The organism is Nonomuraea sp. NPDC051191 (genome assembly GCF_044455665.1).
Taxonomy (GTDB): Bacteria; Actinomycetota; Actinomycetes; order Streptosporangiales; family Streptosporangiaceae; genus Nonomuraea.
On the sequence record NZ_JBITEZ010000028.1, the window covers coordinates 59,538 to 77,375 of the forward strand.

Annotated in this window: 18 protein-coding genes; 4 read left to right on the forward strand and 14 right to left on the reverse strand. The window is 71.8% G+C overall.

The genetic code is table 11. The features are described from left to right. Window positions 1-20: 20 nt before the first annotated feature. The 12 genes from hypE to ACIA8R_RS49045 are packed head-to-tail and all read right to left on the reverse strand — an operon-like array spanning window position 21 to window position 9,164. Window positions 21-1,160, reverse strand: a complete 1,140-nt coding sequence (hypE, locus tag ACIA8R_RS48990; RefSeq protein ID WP_397044782.1) for a hydrogenase expression/formation protein HypE — start codon at window positions 1,158-1,160, stop codon at window positions 21-23. Further along, window positions 1,157-2,284: a hydrogenase formation protein HypD gene (hypD, locus tag ACIA8R_RS48995; RefSeq protein WP_357707647.1), complete on the reverse strand. Its 1,128-nt coding sequence runs from the start codon at window positions 2,282-2,284 to the stop codon at window positions 1,157-1,159. Before hypD ends, hypE begins: the two co-directional genes overlap by 4 nt. 11 nt (window positions 2,285-2,295) lie before the next feature. Further along, window positions 2,296-2,565, reverse strand: a complete 270-nt coding sequence (locus ACIA8R_RS49000) for a HypC/HybG/HupF family hydrogenase formation chaperone (protein WP_397044784.1) — start codon at window positions 2,563-2,565, stop codon at window positions 2,296-2,298. A gap of 10 nt (window positions 2,566-2,575) precedes the next feature. Continuing rightward, on the reverse strand, window positions 2,576-2,689 hold the full coding sequence (locus ACIA8R_RS49005) for a DUF6893 family small protein (protein ID WP_397044786.1): 114 nt from the start codon (window positions 2,687-2,689) through the stop codon (window positions 2,576-2,578). Between the two features lie 16 nt (window positions 2,690-2,705). After that, window positions 2,706-2,915, reverse strand: coding sequence for a hypothetical protein (locus ACIA8R_RS49010; RefSeq protein ID WP_357707651.1), 210 nt, complete (start codon window positions 2,913-2,915; stop codon window positions 2,706-2,708). A 10-nt stretch (window positions 2,916-2,925) separates the two neighbouring features. Next, window positions 2,926-3,519 carry a DUF5947 family protein gene (locus ACIA8R_RS49015; RefSeq protein WP_397044788.1) on the reverse strand — a complete coding sequence of 198 codons (594 nt, stop codon included), beginning with the start codon at window positions 3,517-3,519 and terminating at the stop codon, window positions 2,926-2,928. Continuing rightward, the gene (locus ACIA8R_RS49020; RefSeq protein ID WP_357707653.1) at window positions 3,516-4,052 is read right to left on the reverse strand and encodes a NifU family protein; all 537 of its coding nucleotides are present in this window, start codon (window positions 4,050-4,052) and stop codon (window positions 3,516-3,518) included. Before ACIA8R_RS49020 ends, ACIA8R_RS49015 begins: the two co-directional genes overlap by 4 nt. Beyond that, window positions 4,045-5,841: a nickel-dependent hydrogenase large subunit gene (locus tag ACIA8R_RS49025; RefSeq protein WP_357707654.1), complete on the reverse strand. Its 1,797-nt coding sequence runs from the start codon at window positions 5,839-5,841 to the stop codon at window positions 4,045-4,047. Before ACIA8R_RS49025 ends, ACIA8R_RS49020 begins: the two co-directional genes overlap by 8 nt. Window positions 5,842-5,874: 33 nt before the next feature. Continuing rightward, window positions 5,875-6,915: a hydrogenase expression protein HypE gene (locus tag ACIA8R_RS49030; RefSeq protein WP_397044790.1), complete on the reverse strand. Its 1,041-nt coding sequence runs from the start codon at window positions 6,913-6,915 to the stop codon at window positions 5,875-5,877. A 56-nt stretch (window positions 6,916-6,971) separates the two neighbouring features. Beyond that, window positions 6,972-7,325 (reverse strand): hydrogenase maturation nickel metallochaperone HypA, encoded by a 354-nt coding sequence (locus ACIA8R_RS49035; RefSeq protein WP_357707656.1) that lies wholly within the window; start codon window positions 7,323-7,325, stop codon window positions 6,972-6,974. Continuing rightward, window positions 7,318-7,830: a hydrogenase maturation protease gene (locus ACIA8R_RS49040; protein WP_357707657.1), complete on the reverse strand. Its 513-nt coding sequence runs from the start codon at window positions 7,828-7,830 to the stop codon at window positions 7,318-7,320. The genes ACIA8R_RS49035 and ACIA8R_RS49040 overlap by 8 nt, the downstream gene beginning before the upstream one ends. A 29-nt stretch (window positions 7,831-7,859) precedes the next feature. Beyond that, window positions 7,860-9,164 (reverse strand): hypothetical protein, encoded by a 1,305-nt coding sequence (locus ACIA8R_RS49045; RefSeq protein ID WP_364101797.1) that lies wholly within the window; start codon window positions 9,162-9,164, stop codon window positions 7,860-7,862. 325 nt (window positions 9,165-9,489) lie between these two features. Here ACIA8R_RS49045 and ACIA8R_RS49050 point away from each other — a divergent pair, with 325 nt between their 5' ends. Both ACIA8R_RS49050 and ACIA8R_RS49055 read left to right on the forward strand, forming a co-directional pair. Next, complete coding sequence (locus tag ACIA8R_RS49050; protein ID WP_364101794.1) at window positions 9,490-10,707, forward strand: FxsB family cyclophane-forming radical SAM/SPASM peptide maturase; 1,218 nt, start codon at window positions 9,490-9,492, stop codon at window positions 10,705-10,707. Then, a complete protein-coding gene (locus ACIA8R_RS49055) occupies window positions 10,704-11,990 on the forward strand; it encodes an HEXXH motif domain-containing protein (protein WP_397044793.1) in 1,287 nt (428 codons plus the stop codon). The genes ACIA8R_RS49050 and ACIA8R_RS49055 overlap by 4 nt, the downstream gene beginning before the upstream one ends. Here ACIA8R_RS49055 and fxsT read toward each other — a convergent pair. Continuing rightward, window positions 11,987-14,473, reverse strand: coding sequence for an FxSxx-COOH system tetratricopeptide repeat protein (fxsT, locus tag ACIA8R_RS49060; protein ID WP_364101841.1), 2,487 nt, complete (start codon window positions 14,471-14,473; stop codon window positions 11,987-11,989). The two genes, ACIA8R_RS49055 and fxsT, sit on opposite strands and share 4 nt — an antisense overlap. A gap of 180 nt (window positions 14,474-14,653) precedes the next feature. Between fxsT and ACIA8R_RS49065 the strand changes: the two genes are divergently transcribed. Together ACIA8R_RS49065 and ACIA8R_RS49070 are read left to right on the forward strand one after the other, a co-directional pair. Further along, complete coding sequence (locus tag ACIA8R_RS49065) at window positions 14,654-14,866, forward strand: hypothetical protein (RefSeq protein WP_357707661.1); 213 nt, start codon at window positions 14,654-14,656, stop codon at window positions 14,864-14,866. Window positions 14,867-15,042: 176 nt separating this feature from the next. Further along, entirely contained in the window at window positions 15,043-16,902 is a 1,860-nt protein-coding gene (locus ACIA8R_RS49070) for a hypothetical protein (protein WP_397044843.1), read from the forward strand. Between the two features lie 598 nt (window positions 16,903-17,500). On the opposite strand, the gene ACIA8R_RS49075 is transcribed toward ACIA8R_RS49070, so the two are convergent. Further along, window positions 17,501-17,821 (reverse strand): sterol carrier protein domain-containing protein, encoded by a 321-nt coding sequence (locus ACIA8R_RS49075; RefSeq protein ID WP_397044845.1) that lies wholly within the window; start codon window positions 17,819-17,821, stop codon window positions 17,501-17,503. Window positions 17,822-17,838: the final 17 nt, after the last annotated feature.

The window sequence follows — 17,838 nt, forward strand, 5'->3', positions numbered from 1 at the left end:
GCATCGCAACAATCGGGACCTCAGCAGATGCGCGGCAGCGGGTCGCCGACGAGCATGTCGACGATCCGGGTGCCGCCGAACGCCGTGTCGAGCAGCACGAGCCCAGGGGCCTCGGCCCGCACCCGGCCGACGACGGCGGCCTCCGCGCCGAGAGGATGGCCGCGCAGCGCCTCCAGCGCCCTCCCGGCCTGCTCGCCGTCGACCACGGCGACGAACCGCCCCTCGCAGGCGACGTACAGGGGGTCGATGCCGAGCAGCTCGCAGGCGCCGTTCACCACCGGCCGGACCGGCACCGCCGACTCCTCCAGCACGATGCCGAGCCGCGCGGCGCGGGCGAGCTCGTTGAGCACCGTCGCCACCCCTCCGCGCGTGGCGTCCCGCAGCACCCGCACCCCGGGGACGGCGTCGAGCAGCGCGGCGACGACGCCGTTGAGCGGCGCGGTGTCGGAGGCCAGGTCGGCCTCGATGTCCAGCTCCCCACGGGAGATCATGATGGTGACGCCGTGCTCGCCGATCGGCCCCGACACGATGACGGCGTCGCCCGGCCTGATCGCCGCCGGCGTCAGCTCCGTCTCCCGCTCCAGGACGCCCACGCCGGCGGTGGTGACGTAGCAGCCGTCCGCCTTGCCGCGTTCCACGACCTTGGTGTCCCCGGTGACCACATGGACGCCGGCCCGGGCCGCCGCGGCGGCCATCGAGCCGGCGATCCGCCGCAGGTCGGCGACCGGGAAGCCCTCCTCCAGGATGAACCCGGCCGACAGGTACAGCGGCCGCGCCCCGCAGACGGCCAGGTCGTTGACCGTGCCGTTGACGGCCAGGTCGCCGATGTCGCCGCCGGGGAAGAACAGCGGGAAGACCACGAAGGAGTCGGTGCTGAAGGCCAGCCGCCCGCCGCCGACCTCCAGCACGGCGCCGTCGCCGAGCGGTTCCAGGATCGGGTTGCGGAACGCGTCCACGAACACGGCCTCGACCAGCGTGTGCGAGGCGCTCCCGCCCGCGCCGTGGGCCAGCGTGATGCGCTCCTCCCGGACCCGGGCCCGGCGTCCACGGGCACGCTCGATGCGCAGCAGCACCTCTTCCTCGCGGGTCGCCGTGCCGGCGGGCCCGCCCGCCTCGCGGACGGCTCGTTCGGCCCATCCGGCGGTGCGCTCGGTCGTCATGCCGTCGTCGCCTCCTTGGCCCGCGAGCGGGTGAACCGGCCGAAGTTGTAGTACGCGGCGCAGGCGCCCTCGGAGGACACCATGCAGGTGCCGATCGGCGTCTCCGGCGTGCACGCGGTGCCGAACACCTTGCACTCCCACGGCTTGAGCACGCCCTTGAGCACCTCGCCGCACTGGCACGCCTTCGGGTCGGCCACCCGTACGCCCGGCACCTGGAAGATGCGTTCGGCGTCGTGGGCCGCGTAGGCGTCGCGCAGGCGCAGCGCGGAGTGGGAGATGAAGCCGAGGCCGCGCCACTCGAAGTACGGGCGCAGCTCCATCACCTTCCCGATCGCCTCCAGCGCCCGGCCGTTGCCCTCCCACGGCACCACCCGCGTGTACTGGTTCTCCACCTCGGCCCGCCCCTCGGCGAGCTGCCGCAGCAGCATGTGGATCGACTGCAGCACGTCCAGCGGCTCGAACCCGCAGCAGACGAGCGGCTTGCCGTGCTCCTCGGCGATGAACGCGTACGGCCGGCAGCCGATCACGGTGGAGACGTGGCCCGGCCCGATGAAGCCGTCGAGCCGCAGGTCCGGCGAGTCCAGGATCGCCTTGATCGCCGGAATGATCATGACGTGGTTGCAGAAGACGGAGAAGTTGGCGAGCCCTTCGGCCGCGGCCCGCAGCACGGTCATCGCCGTGGACGGCGCGGTGGTCTCGAAGCCGATCGCCATGAAGACGACCCGGCGGCCGGGGTTCTGGCGGGCGATCCGCAGCGCGTCGAGCGGGGAGTACACCATGCGGATGTCCGCGCCGGCGGCCTTGGCGTCCAGGAAGGAGCCCTCGCCGCCGGGCACCCGCATCATGTCGCCGAACGAGGTCATGATCACGTCCGGTTCGCGGGCGATGGCGATCGCGTCGTCGACGCGTCCCATGGGGATCACGCAGACGGGACAGCCGGGCCCGTGGACGAGGTTCACGTTCGGCGGCAGGTGGTCCTCGACGCCGTGCTTGTAGATCGTGTGGGTGTGCCCGCCGCACACCTCCATGAAGGTGTAGCGGCGGCCGGGCTCGCACAGCTCCGCGATCCGCGCGGCCAGGGCCCGTGCCGTCCGGGCGTCGCGGTACTCGTCGACGAAGCGCATGCCGGCGCCTTTCACGTGATGTCGGATTCGGCGAGCGCCTGGAGCTCGTCGGCGTAGGCGGGGCCGAGGCTGTTCAGCAGCGCCAGCGTCGCCGCGGCCTCGCTCTCGTCGATCCTGGACATCGCGAAGCCCACGTGCACCAGGACCCAGTCACCGGGCCGGACCGGGCCGTCCAGCAGGCCGACGCTGATCGCGCGGCGTACGCCGGCGACCTCGACGGTGGCCAGGTCGGCCCGGTCCGGCAGCAGCTCGACGATCTCCCCGGGGATGCCAAGACACATCGTTCCGGGATCACATCTGCTTGATCTTGATGTAGCGCCTCAGCGCCGGGAGTTCCTTCCAGAACATCCCCAGGAGCACCGCCCCGGCCAGCCCGGCCAGCAGCGTCGTACGTGGTCGCCGCATGTCTGTTTCCTCTTTCTCAGCCTGGCGGGAGGTTGGGCATGACGGGCAGGATCGGGTCGTGCTTCTTGGGGCTGATCCCCGTCGAGCGCCGGGCGTCGGCCGTGCCGTCCCGGTGGTGTCCCGCCTGCTGCTCGTACGCGCCGGGCCGGTTGCCCTGCTCGACGCCCTTGACGTGCGCCGTCGCGTCGGGTGCGACGTCGGGCTTGCCCACCTTGATGTGTGCCATGGTGCGGGTCCTACCCCCGGCGATGCCCTGCGTCGTCGAGCTGGGCGAAATACTGCGCGATCTTTGCCCATACCTGATCGCCGCCTGACATACCGGTCCATTCACCTCGTATCAGGGCCATCAGCCGGTAGCAGTCGTCGATCGGGACCAGCCAGCACTCACCGGCCCCCCGTACGCCGTTGACGAGCAGCGCCTCGACCATCGGCCGCATGGTGCCCAGCTCCGCGGCGCGGGCGGCGACCGCCTGCCAGGCCGCGGCGTCCAGGTCATTGCGGGTGCCGCCCAGCGGGCTCGGGTAGTGCGCGGTGGCCGAGCCGTCGGGCGCGGTCACGAAGAACGCCAGGCTGACCGGGATGCCGAGGTCGGCCGGCCGCACCCCGGTCAGCCGCAGCCGCCGTTCGGGCACCCGCAGGAAGTGGCCGTCGCCGTCCGGCTCGAACAGCAGCGCGCACGCCCGGCACGCGCACAGCACCTCCGCCGAACGCGTGTCCACGACGTGCCCGTGCCCGCCCTGGACCGGCGCCTCGCACAGCTCGCAGCGCGCGCCCGCGTCCCGGCGGCGCGCGGTCCGCCTGAGCAGCCGGCCGTGCGCGGACGTGCTCACGCGGCGCCGCCGGGCCGGACCAGCAGCGCGTCGGCGGGGACGAAGGCGACCGGCGCGGCGCGGCTCACCTCGACCGTCCCCACCTCCGGCGCGACGGCGCGCACCGCCTGCTCGACGGCCCGCCGTACGGGCTCAGACCCGGACGAGCAGCCGCCCGTCAGCCGCACCCGCGCGACGTCGTCCGTCACGTCGGCGAGCCGCGCCTCCACTCCCTGGGCACGCAGGGCGCCGGCCAGGCCGTCGAGCGCGCGCTCGACCCGCCGCCGGAGCGGCTCGGGATGGATGTCGTGCAGGACCAGCAGGTGGCCGAGCAGCTCGTCGTCGGCCAGGGCGGCGGCGACCGCGGACCCGGCCGGGGCCCGGTCCATGACCCGGGCCAGGGCCTCGCCGTAGACCTCGGCGAGGATCGCGACGGCGTCGAGCGCCGTCTCCGCCGTCGGGCCGGGCGTGCCCTCCAGCCGCCCCAGGGTCTCCTCCAGCCGCTCCAGCAGGCGGGCCACCGCCTGGTCGTCCAGGCGGTCCGGCTCAGCCATGGCTCGCGCCGAACATCGGCGAGTGCAGCTTCTTCACCGTGCGTCCCTTGCCGACGTACATGTGCACGCCGCAGGGCAGGCAGGGGTCGAAGCTGCGCACCGCGCGCATGATGTCGACGCCCTTGAAGTCGTCCGGGCCGTTCTCCTCGAAGATCGGCATGTCCTGGACGGCGTCCTCGTACGGGCCGGGCGTGCCGAAGCTGTCGCGCGGGCTGCCGTTCCAGGGCGTGGGCGGGTACGGGTGGTAGTTGGCGATCTTCCCGTCCCGGATGACCATGTGGTGGGAGAGCACGCCGCGCACCGCCTCGTGGAACCCGACGCCGATGCCCTCCTCCGGCACGGCGAAGTCGGTGAACACCTTGGTGTCCCCGGCGCGCATGCGTTCCATGGCCTGCTCGACGAAGTACACCGCCATGGCCGCGGCGTAGGCCACGAAGTACACCCGGGCCCGGTTGCGCTCCAGGGCGTTGGACCAGGGCGGGATGCGCCACTCCAGGGTCGTCTCCGGCAGGTCGCGGCCCTTCGGCAGCGAGATCTGCACCGACGAGCCCGTCGCCTTCACGTACGGGGTGTCCACGATGCCCGACAGGGCGGTGACGTACAGCCGGGCGAAGGCGCCGCCGCCGGTGTCGAGCGCCAGGTGGTCGCCGGTGCGCCGGTCGAACCACCGGGGGCTCATGACCCAGCTGTAGTTGCCGTCGAAGTCGCGTTTCTGCGGCGCGGGCAGGGTCGTCTGGTTCCACGGGTGCCGCATGTCGACCGGGTTGCCGAGCGGGTCGTGGGTGACGAACGGCTCCTCGCCGGTCCAGTCCTCGTAGTACGAGCTGCCGAGCAGGATGCGGATGCCGAGGTTGATGTCGACGAGGTTGTTGGTGACCAGCTCGCCGTCCACCACGATGCCCGGGGTGACGAACATGGCCTTGCCCCAGTCGTTCATGGTCTCGTAGCGGTAGTCGACCACGGCCGGGTCCTGGAAGGCGCCCCAGCAGCCGAGCAGGATCCGGCGGCGGCCGACCTCCTCGTAGCCGGGCAGCGCCTCGTAGAAGAAGTCGAACACGTCGTTGTTCAGAGCGACGGCCTTCTTGACGAAGTCCACCACGCCGAGCAGCCGCGAGAGGTAGTCGGTGAACAACGTCGGCTCCGGCATCGTGCCGACCCCGCCCGGATAGACCGTCGACGGGTGCACGTGCCGCCCCTCCATCAGGCAGAACATCTCCCGCGTGACGCGGCTGACCCGCAGCGCCTCCTTGTAGATGTCGCCCTCGAACGGGTTGAACGCCTCCATGATGTCGGCGATCGTGCGCTTGCCGTGGATCGCCGCCCCGGGCGCCTCGGTGGTCCTGGCCCGTGCCAGCAGCGTCGGGTTGGTCTCCTTGACCATCGCCTCGCAGAAGTCCACGAAGACGAGGTTGTCCTGGAAGATCGTGTGGTCGAACATGTACTCGGCCGCCTCGCCGAGGTTGACGATCCATTCGGCCATCGGCGGCGTCTTGATGCCGTACGCCATGTTCTGGGCGTACACCGAGCAGGTGGTGTGGTTGTCACCGCAGATGCCGCAGATCCGGCTGGTGATGAAGCCCGCGTCCCTGGGGTCCTTGCCCTTCATGAACACCGAGTAGCCGCGGAACAGCGACGAGGTGCTGTGGCACTCGGCGACCCGCCGGTTGGCGAAGTCGATCTTCGTGTAGATGCCCAGGTTGCCGATGATGCGTGTGATGGGATCCCACGACATCTCGACGAGCTCCCCCGGTGGTCGCCGGTCGGGCGCTTCCTGCTCGGAGATGGCCATGTGCTGATGTGTCCTCTCTGGCGTCGTGGGCCCTTACGGGCGCCACCGCGGATCGAAGCCGCTGGTCAGCGCGTCACGGTTGTGCCGCCAGCGCGGCTCGGCGTTCGCGGTGTTGTTGGTGATGCCGCGCATGCGGCGGATGAAGGCCCCGTAGGGCTTGATCAGCATCGACGACAGGCTGCTGCCCGGCGGCATGTCCATGAACGGCATGAACTTGTCGGGGAAGCCCGGCATCGTGCAGCCGATGCAGATCCCGCCGACGTTCGGGCAGCCGCCCACGCCGTTCATCCAGCCGCGCTTGGGCACGTTGCAGTTGACGACCGGGCCCCAGCAGCCGACCTTCACCTGGCACTTGGGCGAGTTGTAGTCCTTGGCGAAGTCGGCCTGCTCGTAGTACGCGGCCCGGTCGCAGCCCTCGTGCACGGTCCTGCCGAACAGCCACTGGGGACGCAGCAGCGCGTCCAGCGGCGGCGGCGGCGCCGAACCGGCCGCGTGCTGCAGAACCCAGATGAGGGTCTCCATGAAGTTCTCCGGCTGCACCGGGCAGCCCGGCACGTTGACGATGGGCAGCCCGCCGGCCGACCGGAAGTCCCAGCCCAGGTAGTCGGCCAGGCCCATGGCGCCGGTCGGGTTGCCCGCCATGGCATGGATGCCGCCGTAGGTGGCGCAGGTCCCGATCGCGACGACCGCCCAGGCGTTGGGCGCGAGCAGGTCGATCCAGGTGTTGAGGGTCATCGGCTCGCCCGTGTCCGGGTCGTTGCCGAACGACGTCCAGTAGCCCTCTCCGTTGATCTTCTCGTTGGGGACGGACCCCTCCAGCACGAAGATGAACGGCTCCAGCTCGCCGCGCGCCGCGGCCCGGAACGGGGCCAGGAAGTCCTCCCCGCCCACGGTGGGCGACAGGACCTTGTTGTGCAGATGCACCCTCGGCAGCCCCGGCACGAGTCCGGTGACGACGTCCTCGATGGCGGGCTGGGACGCGGCCGTCACGGAGACGGTGTCGCCGTCGCAGCTCATGCCCTCGGAGATCCACAAGATGTGCATCTCGTCGAATCCGTTGGTCTGGTCGGCCATGTCGCCTCTCTCCTTCACGTCGGCGGCCTGTTCACCGGTTGGTGCCGGCAGGCCCGTCAGGCGGTCCCGGGGGCCGGTGCGAACGTGATCGACTCCACCACGACGCTCTCGTCCGTGACGCTCTCCACGTCCATCCCGCCGCAGCTCCGGCAGGCGAGCAGGTCCGTGGCGGTCCGCGCCTCCTGCTCGGCCTCGCATCCCGCGCAGCGCACCACGTACGGCGCGGTGACCAGTTCGACGGTCGCGTCCTGGACGAGGGTGCCCGCGGCGGCCAGGCGGAAGCCCGTGTCGATGACCCGCGGGTCCACCGGGTGCCCGCCGACGCGGACGCGCACCGCGTCCACCCGGCGTCCGCCGGCCCGTCCCAGCGCGGCCTCCACGATCGCGTCGCACAGTCCCAGTTCATGCATCGGTGGTCTCCTTCTCGATCTTCCCCGCCGCCTCCTGCCGGGCCAGCTCCGCGACGAGGCGGACGGCCTCCTCCACGGCGGCGGCCACCGGTTCGGACAGCCCCATCACCTCGTCCAGGACCGCGGGCCGGCAGCCCACGATCAGGACCCGCTCGACGCCGCCGCCGAGGTGGTTCAGCAGCCGGATCACGGCGTCCGGATGCAGACCGTGCCCGTCGATCGCCACGTCGCCCCCGGCCGGCCGGTCGTCGGCCTCGATGACGGCCAGCGTCCCCGGCGGGCCGTCGAGCGGGACGGCGTCGACCAGGATCAGGGTGTCGTAGCGGCCGTCCAGCAGCTCGTAGGCGAGGTGCACGCCGCGGATGCCGTAGTCGGCGACGTCGGCCGTCACGGGCAGCTCCGCCCGGTCCAGACGCCTGACCACCTCGACGCCGAAGCCGTCGTCGCCCAGGAACACGTTCCCGATGCCGGCCACCAGCACGTTCCGGGAGCCGTCGGCGCTCATCTCGCCTCCATGCTCATGTCGCCTCGAGCTCATGTCGTCTCCAGAGGTTCGACCTCGTCGAGGGTGAAGTAGCGGTAGCGCCCGTACCAGCGGTTCAGGTCGGCGCCCGGGTCGTCCTCGACGGTGACGGCCAGGTGCCAGCTGTCGTCCACGTCCTGCAGGACGTCCTCGACCAGGCCGGTCCTGCCGTCGAGGAACATGTCCTGGGGGTCGGTGCCCGACCGTCGCGGCCGGAGCCTGACCCGGCTGCCCTTCGAGACCTCCACCCCGGCGACCGTCACGCCGTGGGCGCTCGCCGCGGGACGGCGGGAGCGGACCGCGCCGTGCAGCCGCGACAGCGCGGCGGGCGGCATGGAGTCGACCCGGTCGATGATCTCCGCGGCCCGCGCGTCGGTGGCTCGGGCCTCCCTCTTCTCGGCGTCGGTCAGCGTGAGGGTGCGCAGTGACAGGATCTCGTCGATCTCCGTGGCGTCGTGCAGGTCGCCGGGGCTCTCGGGGGCCACGCGCGGGTGGTCGTACAGGATGATCGGGGAGGACAGCACCACGTCCCGCCCGCCCGGCTCACCGGCCAGCACGGGGAACGTGCCCGCGTTGACGCAGCCGCGGGCCGCCGCCGCGGCCCACTCCGGCGGGTCGAGCAGCGAGACGAACGAGCCGCCGCGCGTGGCGAGCAGGGTGTGGCAGCCCAGGAGCGAGGCGCGCAGCGCGTCCTCGCGGGAGGCGTCGGCCGGGGTGGCCGGGTCGTCGTTCTCGACGCGGCAGCGCAGGCGCAGGAGCGGGGACGCCGTCGCGCACGGCGTGAGCGAGACGACGACCGTCGCCCGGATCGCCGACCGGCTGACGTGGACCCGGCCGCCGTCCAGCGGCCGGATCTCCTCGCCCGCCGGCACGCCGACGGTGATCCGCCTCTCGCCCGCGAGCAGCTCCGCCGTGCCGGTACGCAGCTCGAACTCGCGCGGCACGGCCTCGTCGAAGCTCAGCTCCAGCCCGGGGCCGTCCCCCAGGGAGTCGACCGGCCGCCAGACGCCGTCGGCGTCCCGGCGCTGCACCTGCCGCCGCTGCTGGTGCAGGAACCGGACGCGCAGCTCGACCGCGGCCTCACCGGCCGCTTCGAGCAGGCATTCCGTCTGCTGGCACCACGACTCGGCCGAGCCCGCCACGCCCGCGCCGGTGAGCCCCCGGGCCCGCGCCCAGGCGGGCGGCAGCAGCACGCCGAACTGCCACCGGACCCGGTTCTTGCCGGAGGAGCGGCGGTAGGGGTACAGCAGGTACCCCTCGTACAGGATCGCGTCGGCGATCGCGCGGACGCTGTCGAAGGTGTCATCCGGGCCCACGGTGTCCGGTATAGCAAGAGATGCACACGTACGGTAAGTAAGTCGGTACAGTATGTGCTGAAGTCACCTAGCGAGGTGAGATCGATTCCTGTGCCGAGCGCCGCCTTGAGCCCGCCGCCGGGCCGGGCCTTTCGCGGCGACTTTCGCCGCGCCAAATCGCGCTCCCGCGCCTCCTTTTCCAAATTCGCCACCGTATTCCGGCGTGCCGGATGGACCGTGACATCGTTTGACTGCGCAGCTTTACCCGCTCATAGTGGTTATGCACGTCGGTCAAATGCGCGACGGCGGCCGGATGCTCACTTCGGGAGTTGATCGAGGCGTGGCAGTGGACTCCGGATCGATGCCGCGCGACGGCCGACCCGAGTGGCCCGCGACGCTGGACGTGCCCGCGCTCGTCGCCGGCGGATGGACGCCGACCCCGTTCGGCGAGTTCGTGGTCAAGGTCAACAGCAGGTGCGACCTGGCGTGCGACTACTGCTACGTGTACGAGATGGCCGACCAGAGCTGGCGTGACCAGCCGATGCGCATGTCCACCTCGACGGCGGCCTGGACGGCCCACCGGATCGCCGAGCACGCCGAGACCCACGGGCTGCGCTCGGTCGAGCTGATCCTGCACGGAGGCGAACCGCTCCTGGCCGGCCCCGACCGCCTGTGCGCCGTCGTCGCCGGCGTGCGCGAGGCCGTCGGCGGGACGGCCCGGGTGAACGCCCGCGTGCAGACGAACGGCGTCCGGCTAGACGCCCGATCCCTTCGCGCGTTCGACGAGCTGGACATCAAAGTGGCGGTCAGCCTGGACGGCGACCGGGCCGCCCACGACCGTCACCGCCGGTACGCCAACGGCAAGGGCAGCCACGACGCCGTCGCCCGGTCGCTGGCCCTGCTGCGCGGCTCGTTCCCGCACCTGTTCAGCGGCCTGCTGTGCACCGTCGACCTCGCGAACGACCCGGTCACCACCTACGAGGCGCTGCTCGGCCATGAGCCGCCGAAGATGGATTTCCTGCTGCCCCTGGGCGACTGGTCGTCCCCGCCGCCGGGGCGGGTCCGCGGATCCGCGCGCACGCCGTACGCCGACTGGCTCGTCGCCGTCTTCGACCGCTGGTACGCCGCCCCCCGGAAGGACACCGAGATCCGCCTGTTCAGCGAGATCATCCAGCTCCTGCTCGGCGGGCGGTCGGTCAACGAGTCCATCGGGCTGATGCCGGTGACCGTCGTGGTGATAGACACCGACGGCGCGATCGAGCTGTCCGACACCGTCAAATCCCTGCGCCCGGACTCGCCCCCGACCGGGCTGCACGTCTCCAGGAACACCTTCGACGAGGCGCTGCTCCTGCCCGACGCCGCCGCCCGGCAGATCGGGGAGCGGGCGCTGGCGCCGGAATGCCGTTCCTGCCGGGTGCGCAGCGTTTGCGGCGGCGGTTATTACGCGCATCGTTACGACCGGGGCCGGGGTTTTGCGAATCCGTCCGTCTACTGCCCTGACTTGTTGAAACTCATCGGGCACGTCAGGAAAGCCGTGGCAGCCGATCTGGAAAGGTTCAGATGAGCTTCAGGAGGCATCGCATATCCGACGAGCTGTTCACGTTGATGGCGTCCGGCGGAGGCGGGGCCGAGGCCATGCGCCAATTGGCCGCCATCGAACGCAGTAAACACCTGTTGCTGCTGCGCGGAGTCGTGCTCGGCGCCCGGACCGCCGGCCATCCGGGCGCACGCGACGCCGCGGACGCCTACGAGCTGCTGGCCGCCGTCCAGGACAAGGCGCCCGCGGCCGTCGAGGCGGTGTTGTGCTATCCGTCCGTGGGAGCCTGGTTGCGGACGACCGTGATGGAGCTGGAACGGGACCCGGCGCGGGCCCGTCCGGACGGCCTGGCGGCGCTGGCGGCGGCCGCGGCGATCAGGGCGCGGGCCCCGCTGTCCGTCGAGGTGAGCACCCATGACGGTTCCCTGGTGCTCCCGTCGCTGGGCGTGGCGTCCGTGGCGGAGGACCGGGTGACGGTGCGTTCCACGCCCGAGGGGGCGCGGGTCGGAGATGTCGTGATCATGCCCTCCGGCGACGCCCCGGGCTGGCGGGGGCTGCGCCGGCTGACCGCTTCCGCGAACGGCCACACGCTCGAACTGATGGTCGACGACCTTGACCCGCACCGGATGGCCGCCGACGTGGCGGGCCGGTTGCCGGACGAGGAGCTCCCCTGGTGGCGGGCCGCGCTGCGCGAGGCGTGGCAGATCCTCACCGCCCACCATCCCGCCACGGCGGACGAGATCCGGCTCGCCTACCGTGTGGTCACTCCGCTGCGCGAACCCGAACGAGGAGGGCAGGTGAGCGGGACGGCGTCGGAGACCTTCGGCGCCGTCGGCGTGTCGGCCCCACCGGACGGGCTGACGCTCGCCGCCGCGCTCGCCCACGAGGTCCAGCACGCCAAGCTCGGCGCGCTGCAGGAGGTCGTCCGCCTGACCGAGCCGGACGACCGCAGCCGCTTCTACGCCCCCTGGCGCGACGATCCACGGCCCGTGGCCGCGCTGCTCCAGGGCGCGTACGCGTTCCTGGGCGTCAGCGGGTTCTGGCGGCGGCAACGCCGGCACCAGCAGATAGCCCTGTACGCCGACGCCGAGTTCGCGCGCTGGCGCGACGGCACCAGCAAGGCGGTGGACACGCTGATGGACAGCGGCCTGCTCACCCCGGCAGGCCGGCGCTTCGTCACCGGCATGGGCCGGGTGCTGCTCTCCTGGCTCGGCGAGCCCGTGCCCGCACCCGCCATGGCCAACGCCCGCCACCGGGCCGAGCGGCACCTCACCCGGTGGCGGCTGGCGAACGGCGAGCCGCGGGTCTAGATCGGCGGCGGGTCGAAGTCGAAGTCGAGCTGCCGTTGTTCCCTGGCCACCACCGCGTCGGGGTGGTTGGGGCCGAGCACGCGGTCGTAGTGGACGAGCGTGCTGGACAGGAGGGCGTCGGCCTCCTCCTCGGACCCGGTCCGCCGCAGGATCACGGAGAGGTTGGCGGCGCAGCCCAGGGTCAGCGGGTGGCTCTCCCCGAGGAGTTGCCTGGTTCGTTTGTGGGTGTCGTCGCCGAGTCGCTGTGCGAGGGTCAGCTCGCCGAGCGCGGTCAGGTCGCTGGCCAGGTTGATGGCGACGGTGAGGGAGTAGTGGTGGTCGCGGGTGAGCCTGGCGTCGAGCGCCTCCAGGCACTGCTCGTTGAGCTTGCGGGCGCTGGCGGCGTCGCCGCGCACGCGGTGCATGAGGGCGAGGTTGCCGGCGCAGCCGTGGTTGTAGGGGTGCTCGGGACGGTAGGCCCCCGGGTAGCGCTCCATGGTCTGCGCGGCCAGGTCGAACGCCGCGTTGATCCGGCCGGTGGTGCGCATGGCGTTGGCGTTGTTCATGGCGGCGGCCAGGGTGTCGGGATGGCTCGGGCCGAACAGCCGGGTGCTGCGTTCGAGCACGTCCTGAGCCAGGGCGCTGGCCTCGTCGTAGCGGCCTGAGCGCCGCAGCGCGATCGACCAGTCCTTGGCCGTGCGCAGCGTCACCCAGTGCTCGACGTCGAGCTCCTTGACGCCGAAGGCGTGCGCCTCCTCGGCGAGGTCGCAGGCCTCCTCGTAGTCGCCGCAGAGCCGGACCACCCGGACGAGGTTGCCCCAGAAGATCAGGTGCGAGACCTTGCTCACGTCGGTGCGCTTGCTGGAGGCGTTGTAGACGTCCTCGTGCATCGAGCGGGCCCGGGTGTAGTTGCTGATCAGGGCGTAGTCGAGCGCCAGGTTGTTGGTGGCGTTGAGCACTTCGAGGTGGGTGCGGCCCAGGGCGGAGACGTGCGCCTGGAGGACCTGTTCCTCGTGCCGGGTCGCGTCGGCGAAGTCGCCCCGGGCGCGCAGGTCGGCCCCGAGGCCCTGGGCGATGAACAACGACATCTCGTGCTCGTCGCCGAGGACCTGCTTCGCGCGTTCCCACGCCGCGCTGTCGGTCTCGTAGGCCCCCGGGTAGTCGCCGAGCTCGCGCTGCACGCTTCCCATCTGGGCCTGGGCGGCGATCACATGGCGGTCGTCGGGGCCGGAGTCGATGGTCCACTGCCGCAGGAAGTCGCCGGCGAAGGACAGGCCCAGCTGGTGCTGCCCGGACCGGTAGAGGTAGCGGACCATGTTCAGGGCGAAGTCACGCACTTCGGGGTCGCGGGTGAAGGCCACCTCCGAGGGCACGATGTGGCGCACCAGTTCGCTGTAACGCGGCCAGTTGGCCTCGTTCTCCGGGTCTCCGGGCCGGGCGCTGGCCAGCAGCCGGTGGACCACCTTCCTGAAGCGGTCCTGCTCCTCGTCGTTCAGGTCGGCGCGCAGCAGCGCCTGGATCAGCCGGTGCACCTGGAGCGTGCGGTTCTCCGGGTCGAGCCCGGCGAGGGCGTAGCGGCCGATGACCCGGATCGCCTTGCTGCGCATCAGCGGCTTGTCGAGGAGATCCTGCAGACCCGGGCCGGCTCCTTCGGCGCCCCAGCGGAAGACGTCGACCGGAATGGGGTCGGGGCCGAAGAAGGCGCAGCAGCGCAGGAGGTCGACCGCCTCGGCCATCTGCTGCTCCAGCTGGGAGACCGACAGTCTCCAGGCGGCCGTCATCGAGCGCGGGTAGTCGAGCGGCTTGGGGTCCTGGAGGGTGTCGGGCATGTGCCGGGCGAGCTGCTGGAGGTACTCCTCCACCGACATTCCCGCCTCGGCCTGCAGCGCGCCGGCCTGCTCAAGGGCGAGCGGCAGGTGCCCCAGCTCCTCGGCGAGGCGCCGGGCGTCGGCCTCCTGCAACTTGTTCGACACCCGCTTGTGGAGGAACTGGACGCTCTCGCCCTTGGTGAAGACGTCGACCGGGACGGTGTCCACGACGCTGCGCCATTCCTGGTTGCGCGAGGTGATCAGCACATGGCCCGGACCGCGCGGGATCAGCCTGTTGATGTCTTCGGGCTGGTCGGCGTTGTCGAAGATGAGCAGCCAGCGGTCGGAGGGCTCGCCCCGGCGCAACGCGTCGAGAACGGCGGCCGCGGTGTCCTCGATGCCGACGGCCTTGACCGGCGGGAGATCCAGCCGCGGGGCGAGGGCGGCCAGGGCGGCGGGCACCAGAAGGGCCTGGTCGGCGGCGATCCACCAGACGATGTCGTAGTCGGCCGCGTAGCGCCAGGCGTACTCCACCGCCACCTGGGTCTTGCCGACGCCGCCCATGCCGTGCAGGGCGTGCGGCACGACCGCTGTGACATCTGAGGCGATTCCAGCGTGAAGTTGTTCAAGAAGGGCTTCTCGGCCCGTGAAATTCTTATTGCGCGGTGGTATCTTGTCGCCCCAAATTTTGGGCATGGCCGCAGCCCGCGAACCCGTCACGCTTCCGATCGTAGCAATAACCCGCTTGTGGAGCGCACCGCCACACCAGTGTCGGCAAAAAGGACATCTCGGTATAACCTTCTGATATATTTATCTTTCGCCCGGAAGGTTACGTCTATCTAGGCAAGGATCGCCCAATGGGCGATGCTGTAGCGGGTGAGCTTTGCGGCCGTCCGCCCGGCGGGGACACAGGAGGAAGGTGTGCACAAGAGTCCAGAGGAAGGCGGCGAGGGCTCGTTCGACCTCTCTGAGGCGTCACTACGAGACATCGCGGCCCTCTCGGACGACGACCCGTCCGTCTTCGCGGAGGCGGTCAAGAGGGCGATCGCCCAGAGTGGATTCCTCCCTGGGTTCAATCAATCCATATGACCCGTTTTGTTCGCCGACTGCGTTTGGGAGGCGACCGCCATGCAGGACACCGTCCGCGTCCCGCGCGGTGGGTCGCGCCATTTCCACTCTCTCGGCCACCCTAAAATCGCCTCGTACGCCGAACCGGGCGCCGCCCGCCGGATTCGAATGAGGCCATCGGGATGACCATCAGCATGATGTCCCATGATGTCGATAGGCATCCATATGTTGGCGGTCGTCCCTTTCGTACGGATGAGGCCAGTCAATTCTTCGGGCGGGACGAGGTGGCGGCCGAGCTCTCCCGGCATTGGGCGCGGCATCGCGTCACCGTCCTCGCCGGGGCGTCGGGGGTGGGGAAGACCTCGCTGATCAACGCGAGGATCGTGTCCGCCGCCGTGCCCGTCGGGAGCCCGCTGAGCGCACCTCCGCTCCCGCTCGGCGCCGTACCCGAGCACAACCCGTATGCGCTGGCGCTGCTGTCCACGTGGTCCCCGGCCGTGCCGCCGCATCGGCTCGTGGGCCTGTCGATCTACGAGTTCCTGCGCGGGAACGCCGTGCGGTCCGTGGTCGTCGACCGGGTCGAGCAGGTGTTCGAGGGGCCGCCGCAGCTGAGCGCCCACCGCGACGACTTCCTCGCCCAGATGCGCGAGGTCATCGAGGAGATGCCGGATCTGCGGATGCTGGTGTCCATCCGCGAGGAGCGTCTCGGTGATCTGGAGAGCGCGCTGGGGCCTCTGGAGCCGTACCGGCTGGGGCCGCTGACGGAGCGGCAGGCGCTGGAGGCCGTGGAGGGCCCGATCCGGGGCAGCGGGCGGTGGTTCGCCGAAGGCGCGGCCGAGGAGATCGTGTCCCGCACGGGAGGGCCGGGCGGGGTCGATCCGGTGCTGCTCCAGGCGGCGTGTTCGGACCTGTGGGCGTCGTTGCCCGCCGACACGCCGGGCATCACCGTCCAGGACGTGCGCACCCGGCCGGGGGTCGAGCGGTCGCTCACGCTGTTGTGCGGGCGGGCGATCAGGGAGGTCGCCAGGGACCACAACGTGTCGGCCCTGCGGCTGACCTCGGCGTTGCAGCGCGCCTTCGCACCCGGGCGCACCGGCGGGATCACGCGCGAGGAGCTCTCCGCCGCGGTGCTCCGGGCCCTGGAGGACGAACACGTGCTCAAAGGCGGCACGGCGTACCGGCTGCGGCACGAGCTGCTGGCCGCCCCCCTGATGCGGGTGGACGTGCCCGAGCTCCAGACCGGCGAGATCACCCCAGAGCGATATCTGGAGTCGGCCGAGTCCGCGCTGTCCAGGCTCGATCTCACCGCCGCCGAACGCCTGGCCAACGCCGCCCTGGCCACCGCCGAGGAGGACGACCTGTCGATCCGGGCCGTGGCCGAGTCGCGGCTCGGCGACGTCGCGCACCTGCGCCGCCATCCCGCCCAGGCCGTCGACCACTACCGCACGGCGGCGGCGCTGTTCGAGGCCGTGCAGGAGAACTCGGCCGTGGCCCGGCTGCTGGCGGCCATCGGGCGTTCGCTGCTGGCCAAGGGCAAGGACGCCGAGGCCGTGGAGACCATGCGGTCGGCCGTCGACCGCACGCCGGCCGACTCCACCCTGCAGACCGAGCTGGGCCGCGTCCTGTGGCTGGTCGGCCAGGCACGCGCCGGGGTGACGGTGCTCACGGACGTCCTCAACGCCGACTCCCGGGCCCCCGAGGCCCTGCGCACGCGCGGGGAGATGCTCGCCGACCTCGGCCAGCCCGAGGCGGCGCTGCGCGACCTGAACCAGGTCGGGCGCCATCTGCGCCCGGAGGGCCGCGCCGCCCGCGCGCTCGCACTCAGCACCATGGGGCGGCCCGGCGAGGCCGAGGAGGACGTGCAGGCCGCGCTGTCCGCCGGCTCGGGCAACGGGCCCGCCCTCCTGTACGCCGCCCGGGTCCGCGAGCTGGGCGGCAACCGCACCGGCGCCGCCGACCTCGCCCGGCTCTCGCTGGCCGCCACCGCGCCGGCGCTGGCGCCCCACCAGCACCAGGCGGCGCTTCAGCTCCTGGGCGGCGGGTCCAGCGCCTTCTGATCCGATGGTTCCCGGTCCGACGTCGCCCGGTTGAAGGCCTCCCAGCTCGCGTCCAGCTCCTCGAAGGCCAGCGGCCCGACCATCTCCCCCTTCAGGAACTGGCCCTCGACGTCGTAGGTCAGCTTCGTCGCCTGGGCGGCGCGGCTGGCCTGTTCGTAGGTGGCGTCGGCGAGCCTGCGGGCCGCGGTGGCGGCCGGGCCGGGGGAGAGCACGGCGACGCGGGCGGCGAGGTCGCCGAGCAGGGCCGCCTGGGTCTCGATGGCGGCCAGCCGCTGGTTCATGTCCTCCCAGGGGCGGTGGGCGGCGACCTCGATCTGCAGCCTGAGCTTCCGGGCGCCGCCCAGCAGGTTGGCGCAGGCTTCGTCGCGCTGCTGTTCCCGCTGCTCCTCGCGGCGGCGGCGGGCCTCCCGCTCCTCCTTGCGGGCGGCGGCGCGGTTGGTCAGGGTGACGCCGCCCAGGGCGCTGAGGGCGCCGATCACGCCACCGAGTGCGGAGACGACGGCCGGGAGAAGCGTGGCATCGGGCATGCCTCGATTCTGGCCGCTCCCCCTCACCGCCGCGCGGCCTCGGAAGCCGCCGCACCCACCTGGCGGCCCCTTCAGAAGGCGGGGAAGGCCCACCCCGAGGGGTGGAAGGGCGCGCGCTCGCCGCGGAAGGCGAGCGAGGCGGCGGTGACCGCGCCGGGGCGCAGTTCCTCGACCCGGCCGGCGGCGGCCAGGGACGACAGGGTGGTGCCGCCCAGGTAGGCCGCGCCCAGTTCGGCGGAGGTCAGCCGCAGGTCGGGCCGGGCCTCGGTGCGTTCGCAGGTGACGGAGTCGCCGTCGGCCCGCAGGTGGTGGCGTCCGGCGTTCCACGGGCAGAACGGGTCCTGGACCTCCAGGACGAGGTCCAGCGGGGTCGAGTAGCGGCGTGCCGTCAGCCGCGACCTCGACGACC

Excerpts from the sequence above, each read along its gene's own strand:
- ACIA8R_RS49000 (WP_397044784.1), bottom strand. The coding sequence starts at position 2,565 with ATGTGTCTTGGCATCCCCGGGGAGATCGTCGAGCTGCTGCCGGACCGG.
- ACIA8R_RS49020 (WP_357707653.1), bottom strand. The coding sequence starts at position 4,052 with ATGGCTGAGCCGGACCGCCTGGACGACCAGGCGGTGGCCCGCCTGCTG.
- ACIA8R_RS49010 (WP_357707651.1), bottom strand. The coding sequence starts at position 2,915 with ATGGCACACATCAAGGTGGGCAAGCCCGACGTCGCACCCGACGCGACG.
- ACIA8R_RS49035 (WP_357707656.1), bottom strand. The coding sequence starts at position 7,325 with ATGCATGAACTGGGACTGTGCGACGCGATCGTGGAGGCCGCGCTGGGA.
- ACIA8R_RS49005 (WP_397044786.1), bottom strand. The coding sequence starts at position 2,689 with ATGCGGCGACCACGTACGACGCTGCTGGCCGGGCTGGCCGGGGCGGTG.
- ACIA8R_RS49025 (WP_357707654.1), bottom strand. The coding sequence starts at position 5,841 with ATGGCCATCTCCGAGCAGGAAGCGCCCGACCGGCGACCACCGGGGGAG.
- ACIA8R_RS49040 (WP_357707657.1), bottom strand. The coding sequence starts at position 7,830 with ATGAGCGCCGACGGCTCCCGGAACGTGCTGGTGGCCGGCATCGGGAAC.
- hypE (WP_397044782.1), bottom strand. The coding sequence starts at position 1,160 with ATGACGACCGAGCGCACCGCCGGATGGGCCGAACGAGCCGTCCGCGAG.
- ACIA8R_RS49070 (WP_397044843.1), top strand. The coding sequence starts at position 15,043 with ATGTCCCATGATGTCGATAGGCATCCATATGTTGGCGGTCGTCCCTTT.
- fxsT (WP_364101841.1), bottom strand. The coding sequence starts at position 14,473 with ATGCCCAAAATTTGGGGCGACAAGATACCACCGCGCAATAAGAATTTC.
- ACIA8R_RS49030 (WP_397044790.1), bottom strand. The coding sequence starts at position 6,915 with ATGGCCGACCAGACCAACGGATTCGACGAGATGCACATCTTGTGGATC.
- hypD (WP_357707647.1), bottom strand. The coding sequence starts at position 2,284 with ATGCGCTTCGTCGACGAGTACCGCGACGCCCGGACGGCACGGGCCCTG.
- ACIA8R_RS49055 (WP_397044793.1), top strand. The coding sequence starts at position 10,704 with ATGAGCTTCAGGAGGCATCGCATATCCGACGAGCTGTTCACGTTGATG.